Annotated in this window: 17 protein-coding genes; 6 read left to right on the top strand and 11 right to left on the bottom strand. The window is 64.1% G+C overall.

What is annotated here, in order from left to right; genetic code table 11:
- Positions 1–204: 204 nt before the first annotated feature.
- Positions 205–876, top strand: coding sequence for a helix-turn-helix transcriptional regulator (locus JF290_RS17335; RefSeq protein WP_199026152.1), 672 nt, complete (start codon positions 205–207; stop codon positions 874–876).
- Here the strand turns inward: JF290_RS17335 and JF290_RS17330 are convergent.
- Together JF290_RS17330 and JF290_RS17325 are read right to left on the bottom strand one after the other, a co-directional pair.
- Entirely contained in the window at positions 873–1,982 is a 1,110-nt protein-coding gene (locus JF290_RS17330) for an ABC transporter ATP-binding protein (protein WP_199026194.1), read from the bottom strand. The genes JF290_RS17335 and JF290_RS17330 overlap by 4 nt on opposite strands.
- A 140-nt stretch (positions 1,983–2,122) precedes the next feature.
- Positions 2,123–2,902, bottom strand: a complete 780-nt coding sequence (locus JF290_RS17325; RefSeq protein ID WP_199026151.1) for an SDR family oxidoreductase — start codon at positions 2,900–2,902, stop codon at positions 2,123–2,125.
- Positions 2,903–3,048: 146 nt separating this feature from the next.
- Here JF290_RS17325 and JF290_RS17320 point away from each other — a divergent pair, with 146 nt between their 5' ends.
- Positions 3,049–3,978 carry a Hint domain-containing protein gene (locus JF290_RS17320; RefSeq protein WP_199026150.1) on the top strand — a complete coding sequence of 310 codons (930 nt, stop codon included), beginning with the start codon at positions 3,049–3,051 and terminating at the stop codon, positions 3,976–3,978.
- Between the two features lie 74 nt (positions 3,979–4,052).
- Here the strand turns inward: JF290_RS17320 and JF290_RS17315 are convergent, their stop codons facing one another.
- Positions 4,053–4,505 carry a nuclear transport factor 2 family protein gene (locus JF290_RS17315; protein WP_328701286.1) on the bottom strand — a complete coding sequence of 151 codons (453 nt, stop codon included), beginning with the start codon at positions 4,503–4,505 and terminating at the stop codon, positions 4,053–4,055.
- A gap of 34 nt (positions 4,506–4,539) precedes the next feature.
- Here JF290_RS17315 and JF290_RS17310 point away from each other — a divergent pair, with 34 nt between their 5' ends.
- The 4 genes from JF290_RS17310 to JF290_RS17295 all read left to right on the top strand — a co-directional run bounded on the left by JF290_RS17310 (position 4,540) and on the right by JF290_RS17295 (position 9,593).
- Positions 4,540–5,388 carry a universal stress protein gene (locus JF290_RS17310; RefSeq protein ID WP_199026149.1) on the top strand — a complete coding sequence of 283 codons (849 nt, stop codon included), beginning with the start codon at positions 4,540–4,542 and terminating at the stop codon, positions 5,386–5,388.
- Positions 5,389–5,440: 52 nt separating this feature from the next.
- Positions 5,441–7,048, top strand: a complete 1,608-nt coding sequence (locus JF290_RS17305) for a peptide chain release factor 3 (RefSeq protein ID WP_199026148.1) — start codon at positions 5,441–5,443, stop codon at positions 7,046–7,048.
- Entirely contained in the window at positions 7,045–8,001 is a 957-nt protein-coding gene (locus JF290_RS17300) for a glycosyltransferase family 2 protein (RefSeq protein WP_268912034.1), read from the top strand. The genes JF290_RS17305 and JF290_RS17300 overlap by 4 nt, the downstream gene beginning before the upstream one ends.
- A 149-nt stretch (positions 8,002–8,150) precedes the next feature.
- Positions 8,151–9,593 (top strand): DEAD/DEAH box helicase, encoded by a 1,443-nt coding sequence (locus JF290_RS17295; RefSeq protein ID WP_199026146.1) that lies wholly within the window; start codon positions 8,151–8,153, stop codon positions 9,591–9,593.
- 82 nt (positions 9,594–9,675) lie between these two features.
- On the opposite strand, the gene JF290_RS17290 is transcribed toward JF290_RS17295, so the two are convergent.
- The 8 genes from JF290_RS17290 to JF290_RS17255 all read right to left on the bottom strand — a co-directional run bounded on the left by JF290_RS17290 (position 9,676) and on the right by JF290_RS17255 (position 18,711).
- Complete coding sequence (locus JF290_RS17290; RefSeq protein ID WP_199026145.1) at positions 9,676–11,343, bottom strand: ribonuclease J; 1,668 nt, start codon at positions 11,341–11,343, stop codon at positions 9,676–9,678.
- A 4-nt stretch (positions 11,344–11,347) separates the two neighbouring features.
- Positions 11,348–12,121 (bottom strand): type III pantothenate kinase, encoded by a 774-nt coding sequence (locus JF290_RS17285; protein WP_199026144.1) that lies wholly within the window; start codon positions 12,119–12,121, stop codon positions 11,348–11,350.
- 15 nt (positions 12,122–12,136) lie between these two features.
- Complete coding sequence (locus tag JF290_RS17280) at positions 12,137–12,886, bottom strand: biotin--[acetyl-CoA-carboxylase] ligase (RefSeq protein ID WP_199026143.1); 750 nt, start codon at positions 12,884–12,886, stop codon at positions 12,137–12,139.
- 63 nt (positions 12,887–12,949) lie between these two features.
- Positions 12,950–14,386 (bottom strand): NADH-quinone oxidoreductase subunit NuoN, encoded by a 1,437-nt coding sequence (nuoN, locus tag JF290_RS17275; RefSeq protein WP_199026142.1) that lies wholly within the window; start codon positions 14,384–14,386, stop codon positions 12,950–12,952.
- A gap of 13 nt (positions 14,387–14,399) precedes the next feature.
- The gene (locus tag JF290_RS17270) at positions 14,400–15,941 is read right to left on the bottom strand and encodes an NADH-quinone oxidoreductase subunit M (protein WP_199026141.1); all 1,542 of its coding nucleotides are present in this window, start codon (positions 15,939–15,941) and stop codon (positions 14,400–14,402) included.
- Entirely contained in the window at positions 15,941–18,040 is a 2,100-nt protein-coding gene (nuoL, locus tag JF290_RS17265) for an NADH-quinone oxidoreductase subunit L (RefSeq protein ID WP_199026140.1), read from the bottom strand. Before nuoL ends, JF290_RS17270 begins: the two co-directional genes overlap by 1 nt.
- A 7-nt stretch (positions 18,041–18,047) precedes the next feature.
- The gene (gene nuoK, locus JF290_RS17260) at positions 18,048–18,353 is read right to left on the bottom strand and encodes an NADH-quinone oxidoreductase subunit NuoK (protein ID WP_005984024.1); all 306 of its coding nucleotides are present in this window, start codon (positions 18,351–18,353) and stop codon (positions 18,048–18,050) included.
- Between the two features lie 4 nt (positions 18,354–18,357).
- The gene (locus tag JF290_RS17255; RefSeq protein WP_199026139.1) at positions 18,358–18,711 is read right to left on the bottom strand and encodes a hypothetical protein; all 354 of its coding nucleotides are present in this window, start codon (positions 18,709–18,711) and stop codon (positions 18,358–18,360) included.
- Positions 18,712–18,720 lie beyond the last annotated feature (9 nt).

Genomic DNA, 18,720 nt, shown 5'->3' with positions numbered 1-18,720 from the left:
CCTCAGACATATGGCGCGCCACGCGGCGCACATGAAATCCCGTCGGTGTTCTACGCAAGCGGATGACAGCGCGAAAGCGGCAAACCCGCAAAGGCGCGACAATTCAAGGCGCCGGCACCGGATGGATACGGGGCGACAGGAACTCCTGCCATGTATTTGGCAGGAAGTCTTTACCGCCGTCGCATAGCGTGGCAAGACCGAAGAATGGCCCGCACAGACCGACTCCTGGCTCTGACCACCCTATTGCGCGACGGCGCGCACCATCGCGCCGAAGACCTTGCCGCAAGCCTCGGGGTCAGTCTGCGCACGATCTATCGTGACATGGACCGACTCGCCGCTGCCGGAGTCCCGGTCGAGGGGCGACCCGGCGCGGGCTACCGTCTGGCGGAACGCCTGGCACTGCCGCCGCTCGATCTGACCCCGGAGGAATTCGATGCCCTCAGCCTCGGTGTGGCGATCGTGGCGCAGGCCGCGGACCCGGTTCTGAAAGCCGCGGCGCAGAGCCTGACCGTAAAACTCGAGGCGGCGCTGCCCGCCGAGACCATCGCCGAAGCGGAGGCCTGGAAACACGCGTTCAATCCGCTCGCCGACCCGGCCCGGGGCCTGTCACACCTCGCCGACCTGCGCAGCGCGATCGGCGCACGCCAGAAGCTGCGCATCGCCTACGCCGGAAACGCCGAGGCCGAGGTGATCCGCCCGCTGCGGCTCGCCAGCACCGGCGGTGCCTGGGTTCTTTCCGGCTGGAGCGATACCGCGGACGCCTTCCGTGACCTGCGCGTCGACCTCATCGAACGCGCGACTCCGCTGCCCGAACTTTTCGTGGACGAACCGGGCAAACGCCTGCGGGACCGGCAGACGGAGGCTGCTCGGACCTAGCGCCCCTCGCCGAAGGCAGCGGCCTTTCCGGACGTGGCCGGGAACACGAAGCAGCGATCGCGCCGCACTGTCAGCCACATCACCGTACCGGCGGCAGGCAGGAAGACGTTCGGCACCGTGGCCTTCAGGATCGAGCCATCGTAATCCACGCGGAATTCGACCAGGCTTTCATGCCCCATGAAGCGCGCACGCACCACCTGGGCGCGCGCCGGTACGCCATCCGTGGGCGTCGGCAGCGGACCCTGCCCGTTGCGATCGAAATCGATCTTCACATGCTGCGGACGGAAGACGATGTCGACATCGGTCCGGTCCGGCACCCCGGGAGCGAGGAACTGGCCAAAAGGGGTCTGCGCCAGCGCGCCATTGACCTGGGCGCGCAACACGTTGGCGTCTGAGAAGAAAGCGACCGCCGCACGGTCCACCGGACGGGTATAGACGTTGTAGGGCGCGCCCTGCTGCACGATCCGGCCATCACGCATCAGCGCGATTTCGTCGGCCATCCGCATCGCCTCGTCCGGCTCGTGCGTGACCAGCAGGACAGCGGTGTCCTCCTCCTTGAGAAGGCTCAGAGTCTCGTCGCGGATGCCGTCGCGCAGGCGGTTGTCGAGCCCGGAAAACGGTTCGTCCATCAGCATGATCCGTGGCCGCGGTGCCAGCGCCCGTGCCAGCGCCACGCGCTGCTGTTCGCCACCCGACAGTTGGTGCGGATAGCCGTCGATGAAGCGCAAAAGATCGACGCGCTCCAGCAGTTCGGCGACACGGGCGCGTTTCTCGTCCTTGCTGCCCTTGAGGCCATAGGCGACGTTGCCCGCCACGCTCAGATGCGGAAACAGCGCAAAATCCTGAAACATCAGCCCGATCTGGCGCCGCTCGGGCGGCACCCGAAAAACGGTATCGCAGACCAGCTTGCCATCGACCCAGATTTCGCCGCTGTCCTGCATCTCGACGCCCGCGATCATCCTGAGCGTCGTCGACTTGCCGCAGCCCGATGGCCCCAGCAGACAGGTGACCTGCCCGGGCATGATCCGGAGCGACACCTCGTCAACCACCCGGCGCCCGTCGAACAGGCGCACGAGGTTGCGGATTTCGAGTCGCGGCACCGGCATGCCGGCCGCCGCCTTGGGCGTGCTGCGTTCTACTTGGGTCTGCACCGCCGGGCCTCGCTGCCGTTATCTTATCAAAACCATCGGGTTTCGGCGCAGATAGCAACCCGGCCCGCCCGGTGCAAGGGCGCAGCCGGTGCCGATCACATGGTCAGGTTGGTTCCGCCCCCGTCCAGCAGGATGTTCTGCCCGACGATGAAGCCCGCATGCTGGCTGCAAAGGAAAGCGCAGGCGGCACCGAATTCGTGCCGCGTGCCATAGCGCCGCACCGGAATGGTCGCGGCCCGGCGCGCGCGCGCCTCCTCGAGCGAGATGCCCTCGGCCTTGACCACCCCGCCATCCAGCGCGTCGGCGCGATCGGTGGCGTGAATCCCCGGCAGCAGGTTGTTGACGTTGACCCCGTGCTGCGCAACCTGACGCGCGGTGCCCGCGACATAGCCGGTGAGCCCGGTGCGCGCCGCGTTGGACAGGCCCAGCACGGCGATTGGCGCGCGCACGGACTGGCTGGTGATGTTGACCACACGGCCCCAGCCCTGATCGATCATGCCAGGCATCAGCGCCTTCATCAGCGCGATCGGGGCAAGCATGTTGGCATCCAGCGCCTTGATGAAATCATCGCGGTCCCAATCCGACCACATGCCCGGAGGCGGGCCGCCGGCATTGGTGACAAGGATATCCGCGGCACCTGCCGCCTCGATCACCGCGGCCTGGCCGTCTTCGGTCGTAACATCCGCCGCGACCGTGGTGACCGCCACGCCATGCGCCTGCCGGATCGCGTCGGCCGAAGCCTCCAGAGCGTCCGCGCCGCGCGCGTTCATCACCAATTCCACCCCGGCCTCTGCCAGCGCCTCGGCGCAGCCCAGTCCCAGGCCCTTGCTGCTGGCGCAGACCAGCGCGCGTTTCCCGGCAATTCCCAGATCCATCGGTCCGTCTCCCTGTCTGTGTCGCGACAGACCTAACACCCTCCGCCGCTGCTTTGCCAGCGATTCACCGGGTTTTCACGTCTGCTTCGCCAGAATGGGCGCGACAGGCCGTTCCGGCCACATACCGCTGCTGCGAGAGTTCCGCGATGACCGCGCCCGATACGTCCGCCCCGAGCGCCCTGGTCTGGACTTGCGCCGACATCAAGGTGCTGGAGGGCCAGCGGTGGATCTTTCCACCGTCTGAGCATCGGGCCTTGCTGAGCCTTGCGCGCGCCTCGGACGGGCAGCTGCGTATCGGCGCTGGAAGTGACCTAGGACATCCTGATGCGCCCCTGCGGCCTGAGAAGGCCCTGACGTTGCTGTCACCCACCGGTCAGACCGTCACCGGCGTGATCCTTGCAGACGCGGATTCACGGTATCTGATCTGCGATGCGACGCCCTTTCCGGGGGCCGATTACCGCCGTCTGGCCGCGCCTGCGGATGGGCCAGAGCGCGCGCTGGAGCGCTTGCCAAGCACCGCTTTCGCGCGTGGCACCCGGCTCACCATGGGCAATGGCGCGCAGACGCCGATCGAGGATGTGCGCCCCGGGGCCCGGGTCATGACCCGCGATTGCGGTCCTCAGACAGTGCTCCGGACCCGTCGCTTCACAGCCGCGCTGCGCCCGGTCCGGATCGCCGCGGACGTGCTGGGCAATCCGAGGCCCCGGCCGCTCACCCAAGATCACCGCCTGTTCCTGCCCCAGAACCCCGACGAGACGGGGCCGGGCCGACCAAGGCTCGCCGTGAAAGCGCGTCACCTCGCCGATGGGCGCAGCATCACCTCGGGTCCTCGTGTCACTGTACCGATGGTCCAGATGCTCTTCGCGACGCATCAGGTGGTCTTCGCGGAAGGGATTGCCGCCGAATCGCGGCTCCTGCCGGAAAGGTGCGAGCGGATGCTTCCAGCCAACCTGCTCGCGCGGCTCGAACACGCTGCCTGCGCGTCCACCTGCGCGACGCAACCGCATAGTCACGCCGCGGCGCTGCTCAGGCGGCCAGATGCCTTCCAGATAATCCGCCAACTGGCGGCGGAGTGACGCAAGGCGCACGGTGGCCTAGGCGGCTGCTTGTTGGCAGCCACCATCCGTTCGGCCTGGCGGCACAGTCAGGATCAGTAGAAGAATTCCTCGCGCACGATCCGGCCATCCGACACGTGGTAGACGCCGACCTCCGACATCTCGGTGACCTTGCCGCTGGATTTCTCCCGCACCTTGACGTTGAACACCACGGCGAAGCGGTCCTCGCCATGCAGCATCGGCCCCTCGATGGAACTGTCGAGCATCTCCATCTCGCTCTCCCACCAGTCGTGCTTGGCGCGGATCGCCTCGAGCCCGCGCGCCTCGCGCCCATTGCCCATGTCGGCGCCCTCGACAGATACCGCATCCGGTGCATAAAGCTTTTCCAGATTGGCCAGCTCGCGTCCTTCACGGCAGCCCGCAACCAGTTGCTCGGCAATTTCCCTGATCGACATTGCATCCTCCATGATCGCCCGCGCCAGCTTAGCACGTCCCGTGGCACCCGTCACCGATCCGGCGGCGTTCTTGTCTTTCGGCGGCGGCTTCATATCTTTCAGGGAACGTCAAATCCGGAGGACCCCGATGCCGAACTCAACCGCCCCGATCCTCGTTGCCTCGGACATGTCATCCCGCTCGGACAGGGCCATGCAACGAGCGTTCCGCCTGGGCGCGCAGATGGGGCGCAAGGTCATCGCCTTCTCGGTGCTGGACGATGCGATGCCGATGGACATCCTCGAAGAGACTCTGGAGCGTGCGCAGGCGCGACTGACCCGCTTCGCCGACAGCCTGGCCGGAGACCACCCGCACGAGGCCCATGCCGTCATCGGTGATCCGACCAGCGATATCCTGGCCATGATCGACAAGACCGGGACCGACCTGTTGGTACTGGGGGCGCACAGGCCGCGGGCCTTCCTCGGCGAGCTGCGCGAAACCACCATGCAGCGTATCGTGCGAAACACGCGCTGTTCGGTGCTGCTTGCGCAGGACACCTGCGACCATGACTATGACAAAATCATCCTGGCCTGCGATTTCTCGCCTGCCAGCACCCGCGCCCTGACGCTCGCGCACGAGATCGCCCCGGACGCAGTGTTCAGCCCGATCCATGCGCTGCACCTGCCCTATAGCGGCATCCTCGGACGCACCGCGGTGGCGCAGGCCGACCTCGATGCGCCCTATCGCGCGGAGGCCGAAGCCGCCGACACCGAATGGCGCGCGGGCTTGCCCGAGAAGCTGGCCAAACTGGTGCCGGCGACGGAGATTCTGCCGGGGTCGCCCTATCCGGTCATCCGTCAAGAGGTCGAGTCGCGCGGCACCGACCTGATCGCTCTGGGCGCGCATGGACGTGTCGGGGCAAGCCGCGCCATTCTCGGCTCGCTCGCTTCCGATCTCACCCGCGATCCGCCCTGCGATCTGCTGATCACCCGGCCCTGACGCGCACCGGAGTTTCTTGCGCTCGGGTGCAACGTTACCTATATGCGCGCTCATGCTTGACACCGCCCAGAACCGCCCAGACCTGCCGCCCGAGATCGCGCGTCGTCGCACCTTCGCGATCATCTCGCATCCGGATGCGGGCAAGACAACGCTGACCGAAAAGTTCCTGCTGTTCGGCGGTGCCATCCAGATGGCCGGGCAGGTGCGCGCCAAGGGCGAGGCACGGCGTACGCGCTCCGACTTCATGCAGATGGAAAAGGATCGCGGCATCTCGGTTTCGGCTTCGGCCATGTCGTTCGACTTCAAGGAGTTCCGGTTCAATCTTGTGGACACACCCGGCCACTCCGACTTCTCGGAAGACACCTATCGCACGCTGACCGCGGTGGATGCGGCAGTGATGGTGATCGATGGTGCCAAGGGGGTCGAGAGCCAGACCCGCAAGCTGTTCGAGGTCTGCCGCCTGCGCGACCTGCCGATCCTGACCTTCTGCAACAAGATGGATCGCGAGAGCCGGGACGTTTTCGAGATCATCGACGAGATCCAGGAGAACCTGGCCATCGACGTGACTCCGGCCTCCTGGCCGATCGGCCAGGGCCGCGATTTCCTCGGCTGCTATGACATCCTGCGCGACCGGCTTGAATTGATGGACCGCGCGGACCGCAACAAGGTCGCCGAGAGCATCGAGATCAACGGGCTGGATGATCCGAAACTGGCCGAACACGTGCCCGCAGCGCTGCTCGCGCAGCTGCGCGAAGAACTCGAGATGGCGCGCGAACTGTTGCCCAAGCTGAACCCGCAAGCGGTTCTGGAAGGGCATATGACGCCGATCTGGTTTGGCTCGGCGATCAACAGTTTCGGGGTCAAGGAGTTGATGAACGGTATCGGTCTCTACGGCCCCGAACCGCAAATTCAGAGCGCCACACCGCGGGAGATTCTTCCAGAAGAATCAAAAGTTTCAGGATTTGTCTTCAAGGTTCAGGCGAACATGGACCCCAAGCACCGGGACCGCGTCGCCTTCGTGCGGATGGCGTCCGGGCACTTCAAGCGCGGCATGAAGCTGACCCATGTGCGCAGCAAGAAGCCGATGGCGATCAGCAACCCTGTGCTGTTCCTTGCCAGCGACCGTGAACTGGCCGAAGAAGCCTGGGCTGGCGACATCATCGGGATTCCCAACCACGGTCAGCTCCGCATCGGCGACACGCTGACCGAAGGCGAGGCGCTGCGCGTCACCGGTATCCCCAGCTTTGCGCCCGAACTGCTGCAGGGCGTACGCGCGGGCGATCCGATGAAGTCAAAACACCTCGAGAAGGCGCTGATGCAGTTCGCCGAGGAAGGCGCCGCCAAGGTGTTCAAGCCCTCGATCGGGTCGGGCTTCATCGTCGGCGTCGTCGGGCAATTGCAATTCGAAGTGCTCGCCAGCCGGATCGAGATGGAATACGGCCTGCCAGTGCGCTTTGAGGCGTCACAATTCACCTCGGCCCGCTGGGTCAATGGAGATCGGGTGGCGGTGGACAAGTTCGTCACCGCCAACAAGCAACACATCGCCCACGACCACGACGGCGACATCGTCTACCTGACCCGCCTGCAATGGGACATCGACCGGATCGAACGCGACCACCCCGAGGTGAAGCTGACCGCCACCAAGGAAATGATGGTCTGACCGGAGCTGGCTCACTCCGCTGGGGGATCGTTGCCACGATAAAGGCCCCCACAGCCGAGACGCTCGCCTTTGCAGCGCATCACATCGAGTTGGGCGCGCATCGCATCTACGTCTACTTGGACGCGCCCGACCCTGAGGCGGTACATCACCTGAAATCGCACCCCAAGACCCGTGTCGTCAGCTGTGACGCCGCGTATTGGCGAAAACTCGGCAAGCCGCGTCCGAAGAAGCACCAGGTGCGGCAGGTGCTGAACGCCACCCATGCCTATGGCAGGGCGGCCGAGGTCGATTGGCTGGCCCACATCGATGTCGATGAATTCCTGTGGTCGCAGGATACCATCGCCGCTGCGCTTTCCACGCTGCCCGAGGGCGCGCTCTGCGCCCGCGTTCGCCCCATCGAATCGTTGGCGGGCGATGGCGATGCGTTCAAGGGGTTCATCCCGCCGGGGCCGGATCGCGCGCGGATCAGCGAGGCTGTCTTTCCCGGCGTCGGCACGGAGGTACCTTGCGGCTTCCTGAGCCACCTCGCGGGCAAGCTGTTCCTGCGCACGGGACTGTCGAACCTCACATTCCGCATCCACAACGCCTTTCAGGGAACCGAGATGAACCCCGCAGAACACCCCCTGCCCGGGGTCGATCTGTGCCATCGTCACGTGCGCGACTGGCAAAGCTGGCGGCAGGCCGCGCGTTATCGGCTGGATCACGGCGCCTATCGCGAAGGGCTGGGCGGCGGGACGTTGCATCGAATTCTGCGCGATGCCGATGCGACCGGCGGAGAGGCCGGACTGCGCGCGGTCTTCGACGCGCTCTGCGCTGACACCCCGGCGATGCGGGCGCGGCTCTCCGAGGCCGGGCTGCTGCATCTGCGCCCGCTCGATCTTGTCGCCAAGCGGGCGCGGCAGTTTCCCGATTTCGAACCGCCCACCACAGGCGACACGGACGACACGGAATAATGCTGTAACGGTGCGGCATCGTTTGACCCCCGTTCACCTTTTTGCTAAGGCCCATGACACGAGCCATGATGCGCAGAAGCGCAGGACCGATGGGGTCCGGCTCCGACCAGACGGCGGGCCGGAACAGTGTCCGCGAAACACGGACACACATGACAAAATTTTCTGAACTGAACCTGAATCCCAAGGTGCTGAAGGCGGTCGAAGAGGCCGGCTATGAAACCCCGACCCCGATCCAGGAAGGCGCCATTCCCCCCGCGCTCGAGGGCAAGGACGTTCTGGGCATCGCCCAGACCGGAACCGGCAAGACCGCCAGCTTCACCCTGCCGATGATCACCATGCTGGCACGGGGTCGCGCCCGTGCCCGGATGCCGCGCAGCCTTGTGCTGTGCCCGACCCGTGAACTGGCCGCGCAGGTTGCCGAGAACTTCGACACCTACGCCAAGCATGTCAAGTTGACCAAGGCTCTGCTGATCGGGGGCGTCTCTTTCAATGAACAGGACAAGCTGATCGACAAGGGCGTCGACGTTCTCATTGCCACACCGGGCCGGCTGCTCGACCACTTCGAACGCGGCAAACTTCTGTTGACCGGCGTGCAGATCATGGTGGTGGACGAAGCTGACCGAATGCTCGACATGGGGTTCATCCCGGATATCGAGCGCATCTTCAGCCTGACGCCCTTCACCCGGCAGACGCTGTTCTTCTCGGCCACCATGGCGCCCGAGATCGAACGCATCACCAACACCTTCCTGTCCGCCCCGGTCCGCATCGAGGTCGCCCGCCAGGCGACGACGGGCGAAAACATCACCCAGGGCGTGGTCATGTTCAAGGGCAGCCGCAAGGATCGCGAAGCGAGCGAGAAGCGCAAGCTGCTGCGCGCGATGATCGACGGCGAAGGCGAGAAATGCACCAACGCCATCATCTTCTGCAACCGCAAGACGGATGTGGATATCGTCGCCAAGAGCCTGAAGAAATACGGCTATGACGCGGCCCCGATCCACGGCGATCTCGACCAGAGCCAGCGCACGCGCACGCTGGACGGGTTCCGCGATGGGTCGCTGCGCTTCTTGGTGGCCTCGGACGTGGCTGCGCGCGGGCTCGACGTGCCCGCTGTCAGCCATGTGTTCAACTTCGACGTGCCCGGTCATGCCGAGGACTACGTCCACCGGATCGGCCGCACCGGCCGTGCCGGGCGGGACGGCTCCGCGATGATGATCTGCGTGCCGCGCGACGAGAAGAACCTCGCCGATATCGAGCGCCTTGTGCAAAAGGAAATCCCGCGGCTCGACAATCCGCTCAGCTCAGGCGATCCAGCGCCGGAACCTGCCGCGCAGGAGACCGAGGCCGAGCCTCGGAAACCCGCGCCGCGCAGCCGGAGCCGCAAGCCCCGCGACACGGAAAAGGCCGCCGATGCGCCCGCCCCCGCGCCGCAGACAGAAGTGGCGGTGCCCGAGCCCAAGGCCGAAAGTCCGAAGCCCGCGTCGCGCGGTCGATCCTCTGATCGCGGGCCGAGGAATGGCAATCCGGTGGTCGGCATGGGCGATCATCTGCCGAGCTTCATCGCGCTCAGCTTCGAGGAACGCCGCGCCGGCTGAACGGGCTGGGGCTTTCTGAGTTCGAGTATACCGAGAGAGACACAATCGATGGCCAAGAGGGGACTACGCCCCCTCCTGGTTTTCACCGCATCCGGCTGATCACCACGGTGACCTCGGGCTTCTTGCCGATCTCGTCCTGAGCGGTCTTGCGCACGATCCGGCGCATTTCCTCTTCCAGCTTGTCGTCGTCCTTCAAAGTCTTGCCCTTGGCCCGGCCGAGGAACTGTCCCAGGTCCTCCTCCAGAACTTCGACCAGCAGCGTGCCCGATCCGCCGGTCTCGGCCAACCCCATGATATCACACCAGGGATCGCCTAGAGGTTCGTCGCTTTCATCCAGGATCACCGTGACCGTGACATGGCCGTTCAGCGCCATGCGGATCCGGTCGCGCACGACGCCATCCAGCGCACCGATCTTGACGCTGCCGTCGAGATAGGTCCGCCCGGTTTCGACATATTCCGCCACTGTCGGCGCGTTGCCCGACAGGTCCATCATCATGCCATTTACCGCGACGACCCCCTGCATCCCGCGCGCTGTCGCAAGTTTCGCATGTTCGCGCAGATGGCGGTGCTCGCCATGCATCGGGATCACGATCTGCGGGCGCACGATGTCATGCAGCCGCTCGATGTCAGGACGGTTGGCATGGCCCGAGACATGGTAATGCCCGGTGCTGTCATCCACCACGTCGACTCCCTTTTCGCTGAAGGCGTTCATGATCCGGATCACGCCCCGCTCGTTGCCGGGGATGGTCTTGGAGGAGAACAGGAACAGGTCGCCCTCCTTCATCTCGAGCCCCTGATACTTGCCGCGCGCCAGCTGCGCGCTGGCGGCACGCCGCTCGCCCTGGCTGCCGGTCACCAGCAGCATCAGGTTCTCGCGCGGGATGTCCTGCGCGGCCTCGGCACTCACCACGGTTGGAAAGCCCGACAACACTCCGGTTTCCTGCGCCGCTTCTATCATCCGCCGCATCGCCCGGCCCATCAGGACAATCGACCGCCCTGCCCGCTGCCCGGCCTCGGCCAACGTCTTGACCCGCGCCACGTTGCTGGCGAAGGTCGTCGCCACGACCATGCCGGGGGCCGCGGCCACCAGTTCCTCGATGGCCGGTCCAACGCTCGCCTCCGAGCGGCCCGGATCGGGCGAGAACACGTTGGTCGAATCGCAGATCAGCGCCTTGACGCCGCCCTTGCTCACCTCCGCCCAGAGATCCGGATCGAAGGGCTCGCCCACCACTGGCGTCGCGTCGAGTTTGAAATCGCCCGAATGGATCACCCGCCCGTCGGGCGTGTCGATGACCAGCGCCGCGCTTTCCGGAATCGAATGTGAGATCGGCAGGAAGCCGACAGTGAACGGGCCCGCGGTGACCTGCTCGGGCCAGGCCGACACGGTGCGCACCGCCGTCTCGGAAATACCGAACTCGGCCAGCTTGCCCCGCGCGATGTTCGCGGTGAAAGCGCGGGCGTAGATCGGCGCCTTCAGGTCATCGAAGAAATGCGCCACCGCGCCGACGTGATCCTCATGCGCATGGGTGATGAACACCGCGTCCAACCGGTCGGCACGCTCGCGCAACCAGGTGATATCAGGCAGGATCAGGTCGACCCCGGGCGTTCCGTCCATGTCCGGAAAGGTCACGCCCAGGTCGACCAGGATGAAACGCTCCTTGTCGGGCGCACCATAGCCATACACATAGGCATTCATGCCAATTTCGCCCGCCCCGCCGAGGGGCAGATAGATCAAACGTTCGCTGCTCATGAACTCAGGCGTTGTCCTTGTTGAATTTGTGGATCACGGTCAGGCCATGCATCGTCAGGTCGTCTTCCATGACATCGAAGAGATCCGCGCTCTGCTGGAACAGGGGCGCCAGACCTCCGGTCGCGACGATGGTCATGGGCCGATCGCGCTCGGCCTTGATACGGGTGCATATCTCGCGAACGAGCCCGACATAACCCCAAAAGATACCTGACTGGATGCAGGCCACCGTATTCGTGCCCACGACCTGCTGCGGCACCGAAATGTCCACATGCGGCAGCGCCGCCGCCGCCATGTGCAACGCCTCAAGGCTCAGATTGACGCCCGGCGCGATCACCCCGCCCACATAGGCGCCGTCGCTGGCCACAACATCGAAGGTGGTGGCGGTGCCGAAATCCACGACGATCAGGTCACCGCCATGCCGGTCGAACGCCCCTGCCGTGTTGACCAACCGGTCCGGGCCGACCTGCGTGCCCTCGTCCACCCGCGGATCATGCGGCAGCAGGCATTCGGGCTTGCCCACGACGATCGGGCGGCAGCGGAAGAACCGGTCGGCAAAGACCCGCAGGTTGAAGACAACACGCGGCACCGTCGAGCTGATGATCACATCGGTGATGTCGGCCTCGATCCCGTAGTGTTTCACAAGGGTCGAATACCAGGTGAAATAGGCATCCGCCGTGCGCGCGTGATGGGTCGAAGTGCGCAGCGTGCAAAGGAACCGCGTTCCATCCCAGATCGAGAACACGGTGTTGGTGTTGCCGCAGTCAATCGCCAAGAGCATCGGCGCCTCCGTTTGTCAGAAATAGATATCCGCCGCCGGTATGGTGACACGTCCATCCGCCGTCGTCAGGACAAGATTGCCGTGCTCATCCACGGTCTCGAACCGCCCGCGGGTTTCGGACCGTACGGTGCGGGCGGTGATGTCTTCGCCAAGACGTGCAGCCCGCGCCAACCAAGCCGTGCGGATCGGCGCGAACCCATAGGTGGTGAACTGCCGCTCGAGCCCAGCATAGGCGGTGGCCAACTCGTCGAGAAACGCCTCGGGCTCAATGCGCGTGCCGGTTTCGCCAGCGAGCGACACTGGCGCCAACGCCCCCGGCTCCAGCGCCTCGACGGGCGGCGCGGCGGCGAGGTTGACACCCATGCCGATCGCCAGATGCGCGATCCCGCCGGCGCGCCCGGCACTCTCGAGCAGGATCCCCGCCAGCTTGCCGCCGTTCAGCAGCACGTCATTGGGCCATTTCAGCGTAAACGCCCCACGGCCGTCGCTGACCGCCTCGCAGGCCCGAAGCAGTGCAAGTGCCGCGACGAAGCTGCGCAGCGCTGCCTGACCAGGCGGTTCCTCAGGAAACAGCACCAAGGTCGCCGACAAATTGCCTGCGGGATTGGCCCAAGCGCGCCCACGCCGACCGCGCGCCGCGGTCTGGCGATGCGCCAGGATCCACTCTGGGCCCGACAGGCTCGGCGCGATCCGCGCCGCCTCGTTCAGCGTGGAGTCGACCTCCGCCAGGATGCGCTTGCCATAGCCGTCGGGCCAGTCGCTCATGGCTTCATCTTCGTCAAAATACTCCCCCCGGCGGGGTGGACAGCCAGGGGCCCGGCGTCGGGATCAGTTGACAAGCGTCGCCGCCGCTGCCGCCGCCGCGCCCTCGACCCCGAACATGTTGACGATTCCGACCAGCATCACCACCGCGGAGGCCATCAGAAAGCCCCACAGAACAGGTGCACGGGTCTTGTCCAGCGCCTCGCCTTCCTCGCCGAAATACATGAAGTAGACGATCCGCAGGTAGTAGAAGGCACCGATGACCGAGGCGACAACCCCGGCCACGGCCAGCCAGGCAAGACCACCCTCATAGGCGGCGCGCAGCACGTAGAACTTGCCGAAAAACCCCAACATCGGCGGCACGCCGGCGAGCGAGAACAGCAGGACCAGCATCGCCAGACCCTTGCCCGGCTCACGCTTGGCATAGAGATTCAGCGCCTGGATATCGGTAACCGGCTGCCCGCCGCGTTCCATCATCAGGATGAATGCGAAGGTGCCGACATTCATGGTGACGTAGATCGCCATGTAGATCAGCATCGCCTGCACGCCGAAGGCGGTGCCAGCGGCGAGCCCCATCAGCGCAAAGCCCATATGTGCGATCGAGGAATAGGCCATCAGCCGCTTGATGTCGCGCTGTCCGATCGCGGCAACGGCGCCGAGGAACATCGACAGTACCGACAACAGCGCGATCACCTGCTGCCAGTCGGCGACCGCTTGCCCGAAGGCATCATGCAGCACGCGCGCGAACAACGCCATTGCCGCCACCTTTGGCGCGGTGGCGAAGAAGGCGGTGACCGGCGTCGGCGCGCCCTGGTAGACATCCGGTGTCCACATGTGGAACGGCACGGCGCTGACCTTGAAGGCCATGCCCGAGATCAGGAAGATCAGGCCGAACAGCAGCCCCAGAGACACCTCGCCATGTTGCGCGGTCTGGATGATGCCCGAGAAGAGCGTGGTGCCGGAATAACCATAGACCAGCGAGGCGCCGTAAAGCAGCAAGCCCGAGGACAGCGCGCCCAGCACGAAATACTTGAGCCCCGCCTCGGTGGATTTCACGCTGTCCCGGCGCAGAGACGCGACAACGTAGAGCGCCAGCGATTGCAACTCCAACCCCATGTAGAGCGCCATCAGGTCGCCGGCGCTGACCATCATCATCATGCCGACCGCGCTGAGCGCCACAAGCAGCGGGTATTCGAACCGCAGAAGGCCGCGGCGCGCCATGTAATCCTGGCTCATCAGCAGGACCGAAGCCGCCGAGAGCAGGATCGCAACCTTGGCGAAGCGAGCGAACCCGTCATCCACGAACATGCCGCTGAAGGCGACATGGGTGCCACTCCGTCCGGCGATGAACACCGCCAACACAGCCATCAACGCGGAGGTCGCCCAGACCAACAGCGGCGCGGTCTTGTCCTTGCCGGTATAGACCGCGCCCAGAAGCGCGAGCATGGCAAAGACGGCCAGAATGATTTCCGGCAGGATTATGGTCAGATCAGCCTGGATCATCTGTCCGGCCCCCTCAGTTCGATGCGTGCTGTGCGGCGGCCTCGGCCGCTGCCAGCGAAGAGTCAAAATTCGAGATCAGCGCCGTGGTGGACGGCCCGATGATATCGGTCACCAGCGACGGGTAGACCCCCAATAGGATGGTCATGACGACCAATGGCGCAAAGATCGCCTTTTCCCGGCCCGACATGTCGGTGATCGTGCGCAGGCTTTCCTTGATGAGATCCCCGAATACGACCCGTCGATAGAGCCACAGCGCGTATCCGGCGCTGAAGATCACACCGGACGTCGCCACGGTTGCCACCCAGGTGTTGACCTGGAAGGTGCCCATCAGCGTCAGGAATTCGCCGATGAACCCGCTTGTCCCTGGCAGACCCACATTGGCCATGGTGAACAGCATGAAGACCAGCGCGTAGGCGGGCATCCGAACCACGAGGCCGCCATAGGCGTCGATCTCGCGGGTGTGCATCCGGTCGTAGATCACACCGACGCAGAGGAAAAGCGCTGCCGAGATGAAGCCGTGGCTGAGCATCTGGAAGATCGCGCCATCCACGCCCTGCTGGTTGGCGGCGAAGATGCCCATGGTAACAAAGCCCATATGCGCGACCGAGGAATAGGCGATCAGCTTCTTCATGTCCTCCTGCACAAGCGCGACCAGCGACGTATAGACGATCGCGATGGCGCTCATCCACAGGACGAGCGGAGTCATCACCTCGGACCCCACCGGGAACATCGGCAAGCTGAAACGCAGGAAGCCGTAGCCGCCCATTTTCAACAGGATCGCGGCCAGCACCACCGATCCGGCAGTCGGAGCCTGAACGTGCGCATCGGGCAACCAGGTATGAACCGGCCACATCGGCATCTTGACCGCGAAAGAGGCGAAGAACGCGAGGAAGAGCAGCGTCTGCATGCCGCCGACGATGTGGATGCCCAGCAGATCGAAGCTCTGGAAACTGAACTGGTGCGTCAGCAGCACCTCGATATCGGTGGTGCCTGCATCCGCGAACATCCCGACCATGGCCACCAGCATCAGGACCGAGCCGAGGAAGGTGTAGAGGAAGAACTTGAAGGATGCATAGATCCTGTCCTTGCCGCCCCAGATGCCGATGATCAGGAACATCGGGATCAGCCCGGCCTCGAAGAAGAGGTAGAACAGCACGAGATCGAGTGCCATGAACACGCCGAGCATCAGGGTTTCCAGGATCAGGAAGGCGACCATGTATTCCTTGACGCGGTCGGTCACGTTCCAGCTGGCGAGAATTGTCAGCGGCATGATGAAGGTGGTCAGCATCACGAAAAGCACGCTGATGCCGTCGACCCCCATCTTGTACTGCAAGCCCAGCAGCCAGTCGGATTGTTCGACGAACTGGAATCCGGTGTCGTTGGGGTCGAACTGGAAATAGATGCCCAGCGACACGAGGAAGGTCACCGTGGTCGCAAACAGCGCCACGTATTTCGCGTTCTTCTGCGCTGCTTCGTCTTCACCGCGCAGGAATACCACCAAGATCAGCGCCGCGAGCGCCGGGATGAAGGTGACGATGGAAAGGATGTTGTCCATCAGTGTGCTCCCCCGCCGATCGACATCCAGGTGATCAGGGCGGCGATGCCCAGAACCATCCAGAAAGCGTAGGTGAAGATAAATCCGGACTGTGCGCGACCCGCCAGCCGGGTGAAGAACGGCACGACACCCATGGCGATCCCGTTCAGGAAGCCGTCGATCACGTTCACGTCGCCGCGCTTCCAGAGCAGACGACCGATGCCGAGCGCCGGCTTGACGAAGACGACGTTATAGATCTCGTCGAAATACCACTTGTTCTTGAGGAACAGGTAGAGAGGGCGCTGGTTTTCCGCGAGGCGGCCCGGCAGCGACGGGTTCACGATATAGAACCAGATCGCCATCACGAGACCCAGCACCATCGCGACGAACGGCGACACCTTGACCCAGACCGGGGCAGCATGCGCGTCATCCAGCACCGTGTTCTCGGGGCCGAAATAGAGTGCACCTTCACCCGGTTCGCCAGTGAACGCATAGTGATGTTCGCCCTCGGCCTTGCCGTGGTCAGCTTCGGCGGCGGTATCGTCGCCATGGCCGTCCTCGGCCTTGGCTTCGCCGTGCTCGGACGCCTCGGCGACCGGGATGCCATAGAACTTGCCGACCTGGTCCACGTGACCGAAGAAGCTGTTGTAGAACACCATGCCCGAGAACACCGCACCGATCGACAGCACGCCCAGCGGGATCAGCATGGTCATCGGGCTTTCATGGGCGTGTTCATGGGTGTGCTTGTCGCCCCGCTCGCGGCCATAGAAGGTCAGGAAGATCAGCCGCCAGCTGTAGAAGCTGGTCATCGCCGCGGCCACGACCAACAGCCAGAACCCATAGCCCGACCCGCCGGCCCAGGCGCTCTCGATGATCGCGTCCTTGGACAGGAACCCGGCAAAACCCAGATGCGTCAGCGGGATACCGACGCCGGTGATGGCCAGCGTGCCGATCATCATGGCCCAGAACGTGTAGGGGATCTTCTTGCGCAGGTTGCCGTAGTTCATCATGTCCTGCTCGTGATGCATCGCATGGATGACCGAGCCGGCGCCCAAGAACAGCAGCGCCTTGAAGAAGGCATGCGTCAACAGGTGGAACATGGCCGCAGAATACATGCCGACACCGGCGGCGACGAACATGTAGCCCAGCTGGGAACAGGTCGAATAGGCGATAACGCGCTTGATATCGGTCTGTACCAGACCCACGGTCGCGGCGAAAAACGCCGTCGATGCCCCGATCACGGTCACGAAGGCCATCGCCTCGGGTGCGAATTCCATCAGGGGCGACATGCGGCAGACAAGGAACACGCCGGCGGTGACCATGGTGGCGGCGTGGATCAGGGCCGACACCGGGGTCGGGCCTTCCATCGCGTCCGGCAGCCAGGTGTGCAGGAAGAGTTGCGCCGACTTGCCCATCGCACCGATGAACAGCAGCACAGCGATCAGGTTGGCGGCGTTCCATTCGCCCCAGAGGAACGAAACCTGGGTTTCAGCCAAGGTGGGAGCCGCGTTGAAGATATCGGTGAAGCTGATGCTGTCGACCAGGAAGAAGATGCAGAAGATGCCGAGCGCAAAGCCGAAATCCCCGACCCGGTTGACCACGAACGCCTTGATCGCCGCGGCATTGGCCGACGGCTTACGGTAGTAGAAGCCGATCAGAAGGTAGGAGGCGACGCCGACCCCCTCCCAGCCAAAGAACATCTGAGCAAGGTTGTCCGAAGTCACCAGCATCAGCATGGCAAAGGTGAAGAACGACAGGTAGGCGAAGAAGCGCGGCTTGTAGACCTCGCCCTCTTTCCACTGCGGATCATTGTCCATGTAACCGAAGCTGTAGAGATGCACGAGGCTCGACACCGTGGTGACGACGATGAGCATGATCGCAGTCAGCCGGTCCATTCGGATCGACCAGTCGGTGGACAGCGAGCCGCTTTCGATCCAGCGCAGGATCTGGATCTGCTCGGTCGTGCCGTCAAAATTGACGAAGACCGCCCAGGACAGCAGAGCGGACAGGAACAACATGCCCGTCGCTACCCACATGGCGGCGGTTTCGCCGATGAACTTCCAGCCGAAGCCGCAGATCAGCGACCCGATCAACGGGGCAAAGAGGATGATGGTTTCCATAGTGCTCTCAGCCCTTCATCATATTGACGTCTTCAACCGCGATGGTGCCACGGTTGCGGAAGAAACAGACCAGGATCGCCAGCCCGATCGCGGCCTCCGCCGCAGCGACGGTCAGAACGAACAGGGTGAACACCTGCCCGACCAGATCGCCCAGGAAGCTGGAAAAGGCGACGAGGTTGATGTTCACCGCCAACAGCATCAATTCGATACTCATCAGCAGGATGATGACGTTCTTGCGGTTCAGGAAGAGCCCAAAGATACCGATGACAAACAGCGTCGCCGCCACAGTCAGGTAGTGTTCAAGTCCGATCATATTCTCACCATTCTGCCAACGGATGCCCGTACTTCGTACAGGTATGCTGCGCCAATGACGCCATTGTTGGGTCTTCATAGAAGAGGCCTGCCCCGGCCCCCATTGCCCCCGATGTTTCCAACGGGAAATTGCCCGGAGCCATATCGCCCGCATAGAGCGCGCCGTAGGTCCCGTTCACGCAATCGAATTGGTGAACCGTGTGCTGTGTGCCGTCTGCGCCTTCTTGGCGAGAATGCAACTGAACCACTCCGTCACCGAAATGCTTGCTGGCTTCCTCAAAGTGCTGGTTCACTTCGCCTGGCGTGTCTATGGCGTTGTCGGCTGCCAGCGCCACGTTCCAAAGGAGCAGGTGGCTCACAGCGGCAAC

The sequence above is a fragment of the Sedimentitalea arenosa genome (assembly GCF_016428585.1).
In the GTDB taxonomy this organism is placed as follows: Bacteria; Pseudomonadota; Alphaproteobacteria; order Rhodobacterales; family Rhodobacteraceae; genus Sedimentitalea; species Sedimentitalea arenosa.
The sequence above is the reverse complement of the archived record's forward strand: the minus strand, read 5'-3'. Positions and strand labels throughout refer to the sequence as shown.

Excerpts from the sequence above, each read along its gene's own strand:
- JF290_RS17270 (WP_199026141.1), bottom strand. The coding sequence starts at position 15,941 with ATGGACAACATCCTTTCCATCGTCACCTTCATCCCGGCGCTCGCGGCG.
- JF290_RS17285 (WP_199026144.1), bottom strand. The coding sequence starts at position 12,121 with ATGCTCTTGGCGATTGACTGCGGCAACACCAACACCGTGTTCTCGATC.
- JF290_RS17295 (WP_199026146.1), top strand. The coding sequence starts at position 8,151 with ATGACAAAATTTTCTGAACTGAACCTGAATCCCAAGGTGCTGAAGGCG.
- JF290_RS17310 (WP_199026149.1), top strand. The coding sequence starts at position 4,540 with ATGCCGAACTCAACCGCCCCGATCCTCGTTGCCTCGGACATGTCATCC.
- nuoK (WP_005984024.1), bottom strand. The coding sequence starts at position 18,353 with ATGATCGGACTTGAACACTACCTGACTGTGGCGGCGACGCTGTTTGTC.
- JF290_RS17305 (WP_199026148.1), top strand. The coding sequence starts at position 5,441 with ATGCTTGACACCGCCCAGAACCGCCCAGACCTGCCGCCCGAGATCGCG.
- nuoN (WP_199026142.1), bottom strand. The coding sequence starts at position 14,386 with ATGATCCAGGCTGATCTGACCATAATCCTGCCGGAAATCATTCTGGCC.
- JF290_RS17325 (WP_199026151.1), bottom strand. The coding sequence starts at position 2,902 with ATGGATCTGGGAATTGCCGGGAAACGCGCGCTGGTCTGCGCCAGCAGC.
- JF290_RS17290 (WP_199026145.1), bottom strand. The coding sequence starts at position 11,343 with ATGAGCAGCGAACGTTTGATCTATCTGCCCCTCGGCGGGGCGGGCGAA.
- JF290_RS17280 (WP_199026143.1), bottom strand. The coding sequence starts at position 12,886 with ATGAGCGACTGGCCCGACGGCTATGGCAAGCGCATCCTGGCGGAGGTC.
- JF290_RS17335 (WP_199026152.1), top strand. The coding sequence starts at position 205 with ATGGCCCGCACAGACCGACTCCTGGCTCTGACCACCCTATTGCGCGAC.
- nuoL (WP_199026140.1), bottom strand. The coding sequence starts at position 18,040 with ATGGAAACCATCATCCTCTTTGCCCCGTTGATCGGGTCGCTGATCTGC.
- JF290_RS17315 (WP_328701286.1), bottom strand. The coding sequence starts at position 4,505 with ATGAAGCCGCCGCCGAAAGACAAGAACGCCGCCGGATCGGTGACGGGT.
- JF290_RS17330 (WP_199026194.1), bottom strand. The coding sequence starts at position 1,982 with ATGCCGGTGCCGCGACTCGAAATCCGCAACCTCGTGCGCCTGTTCGAC.
- JF290_RS17320 (WP_199026150.1), top strand. The coding sequence starts at position 3,049 with ATGACCGCGCCCGATACGTCCGCCCCGAGCGCCCTGGTCTGGACTTGC.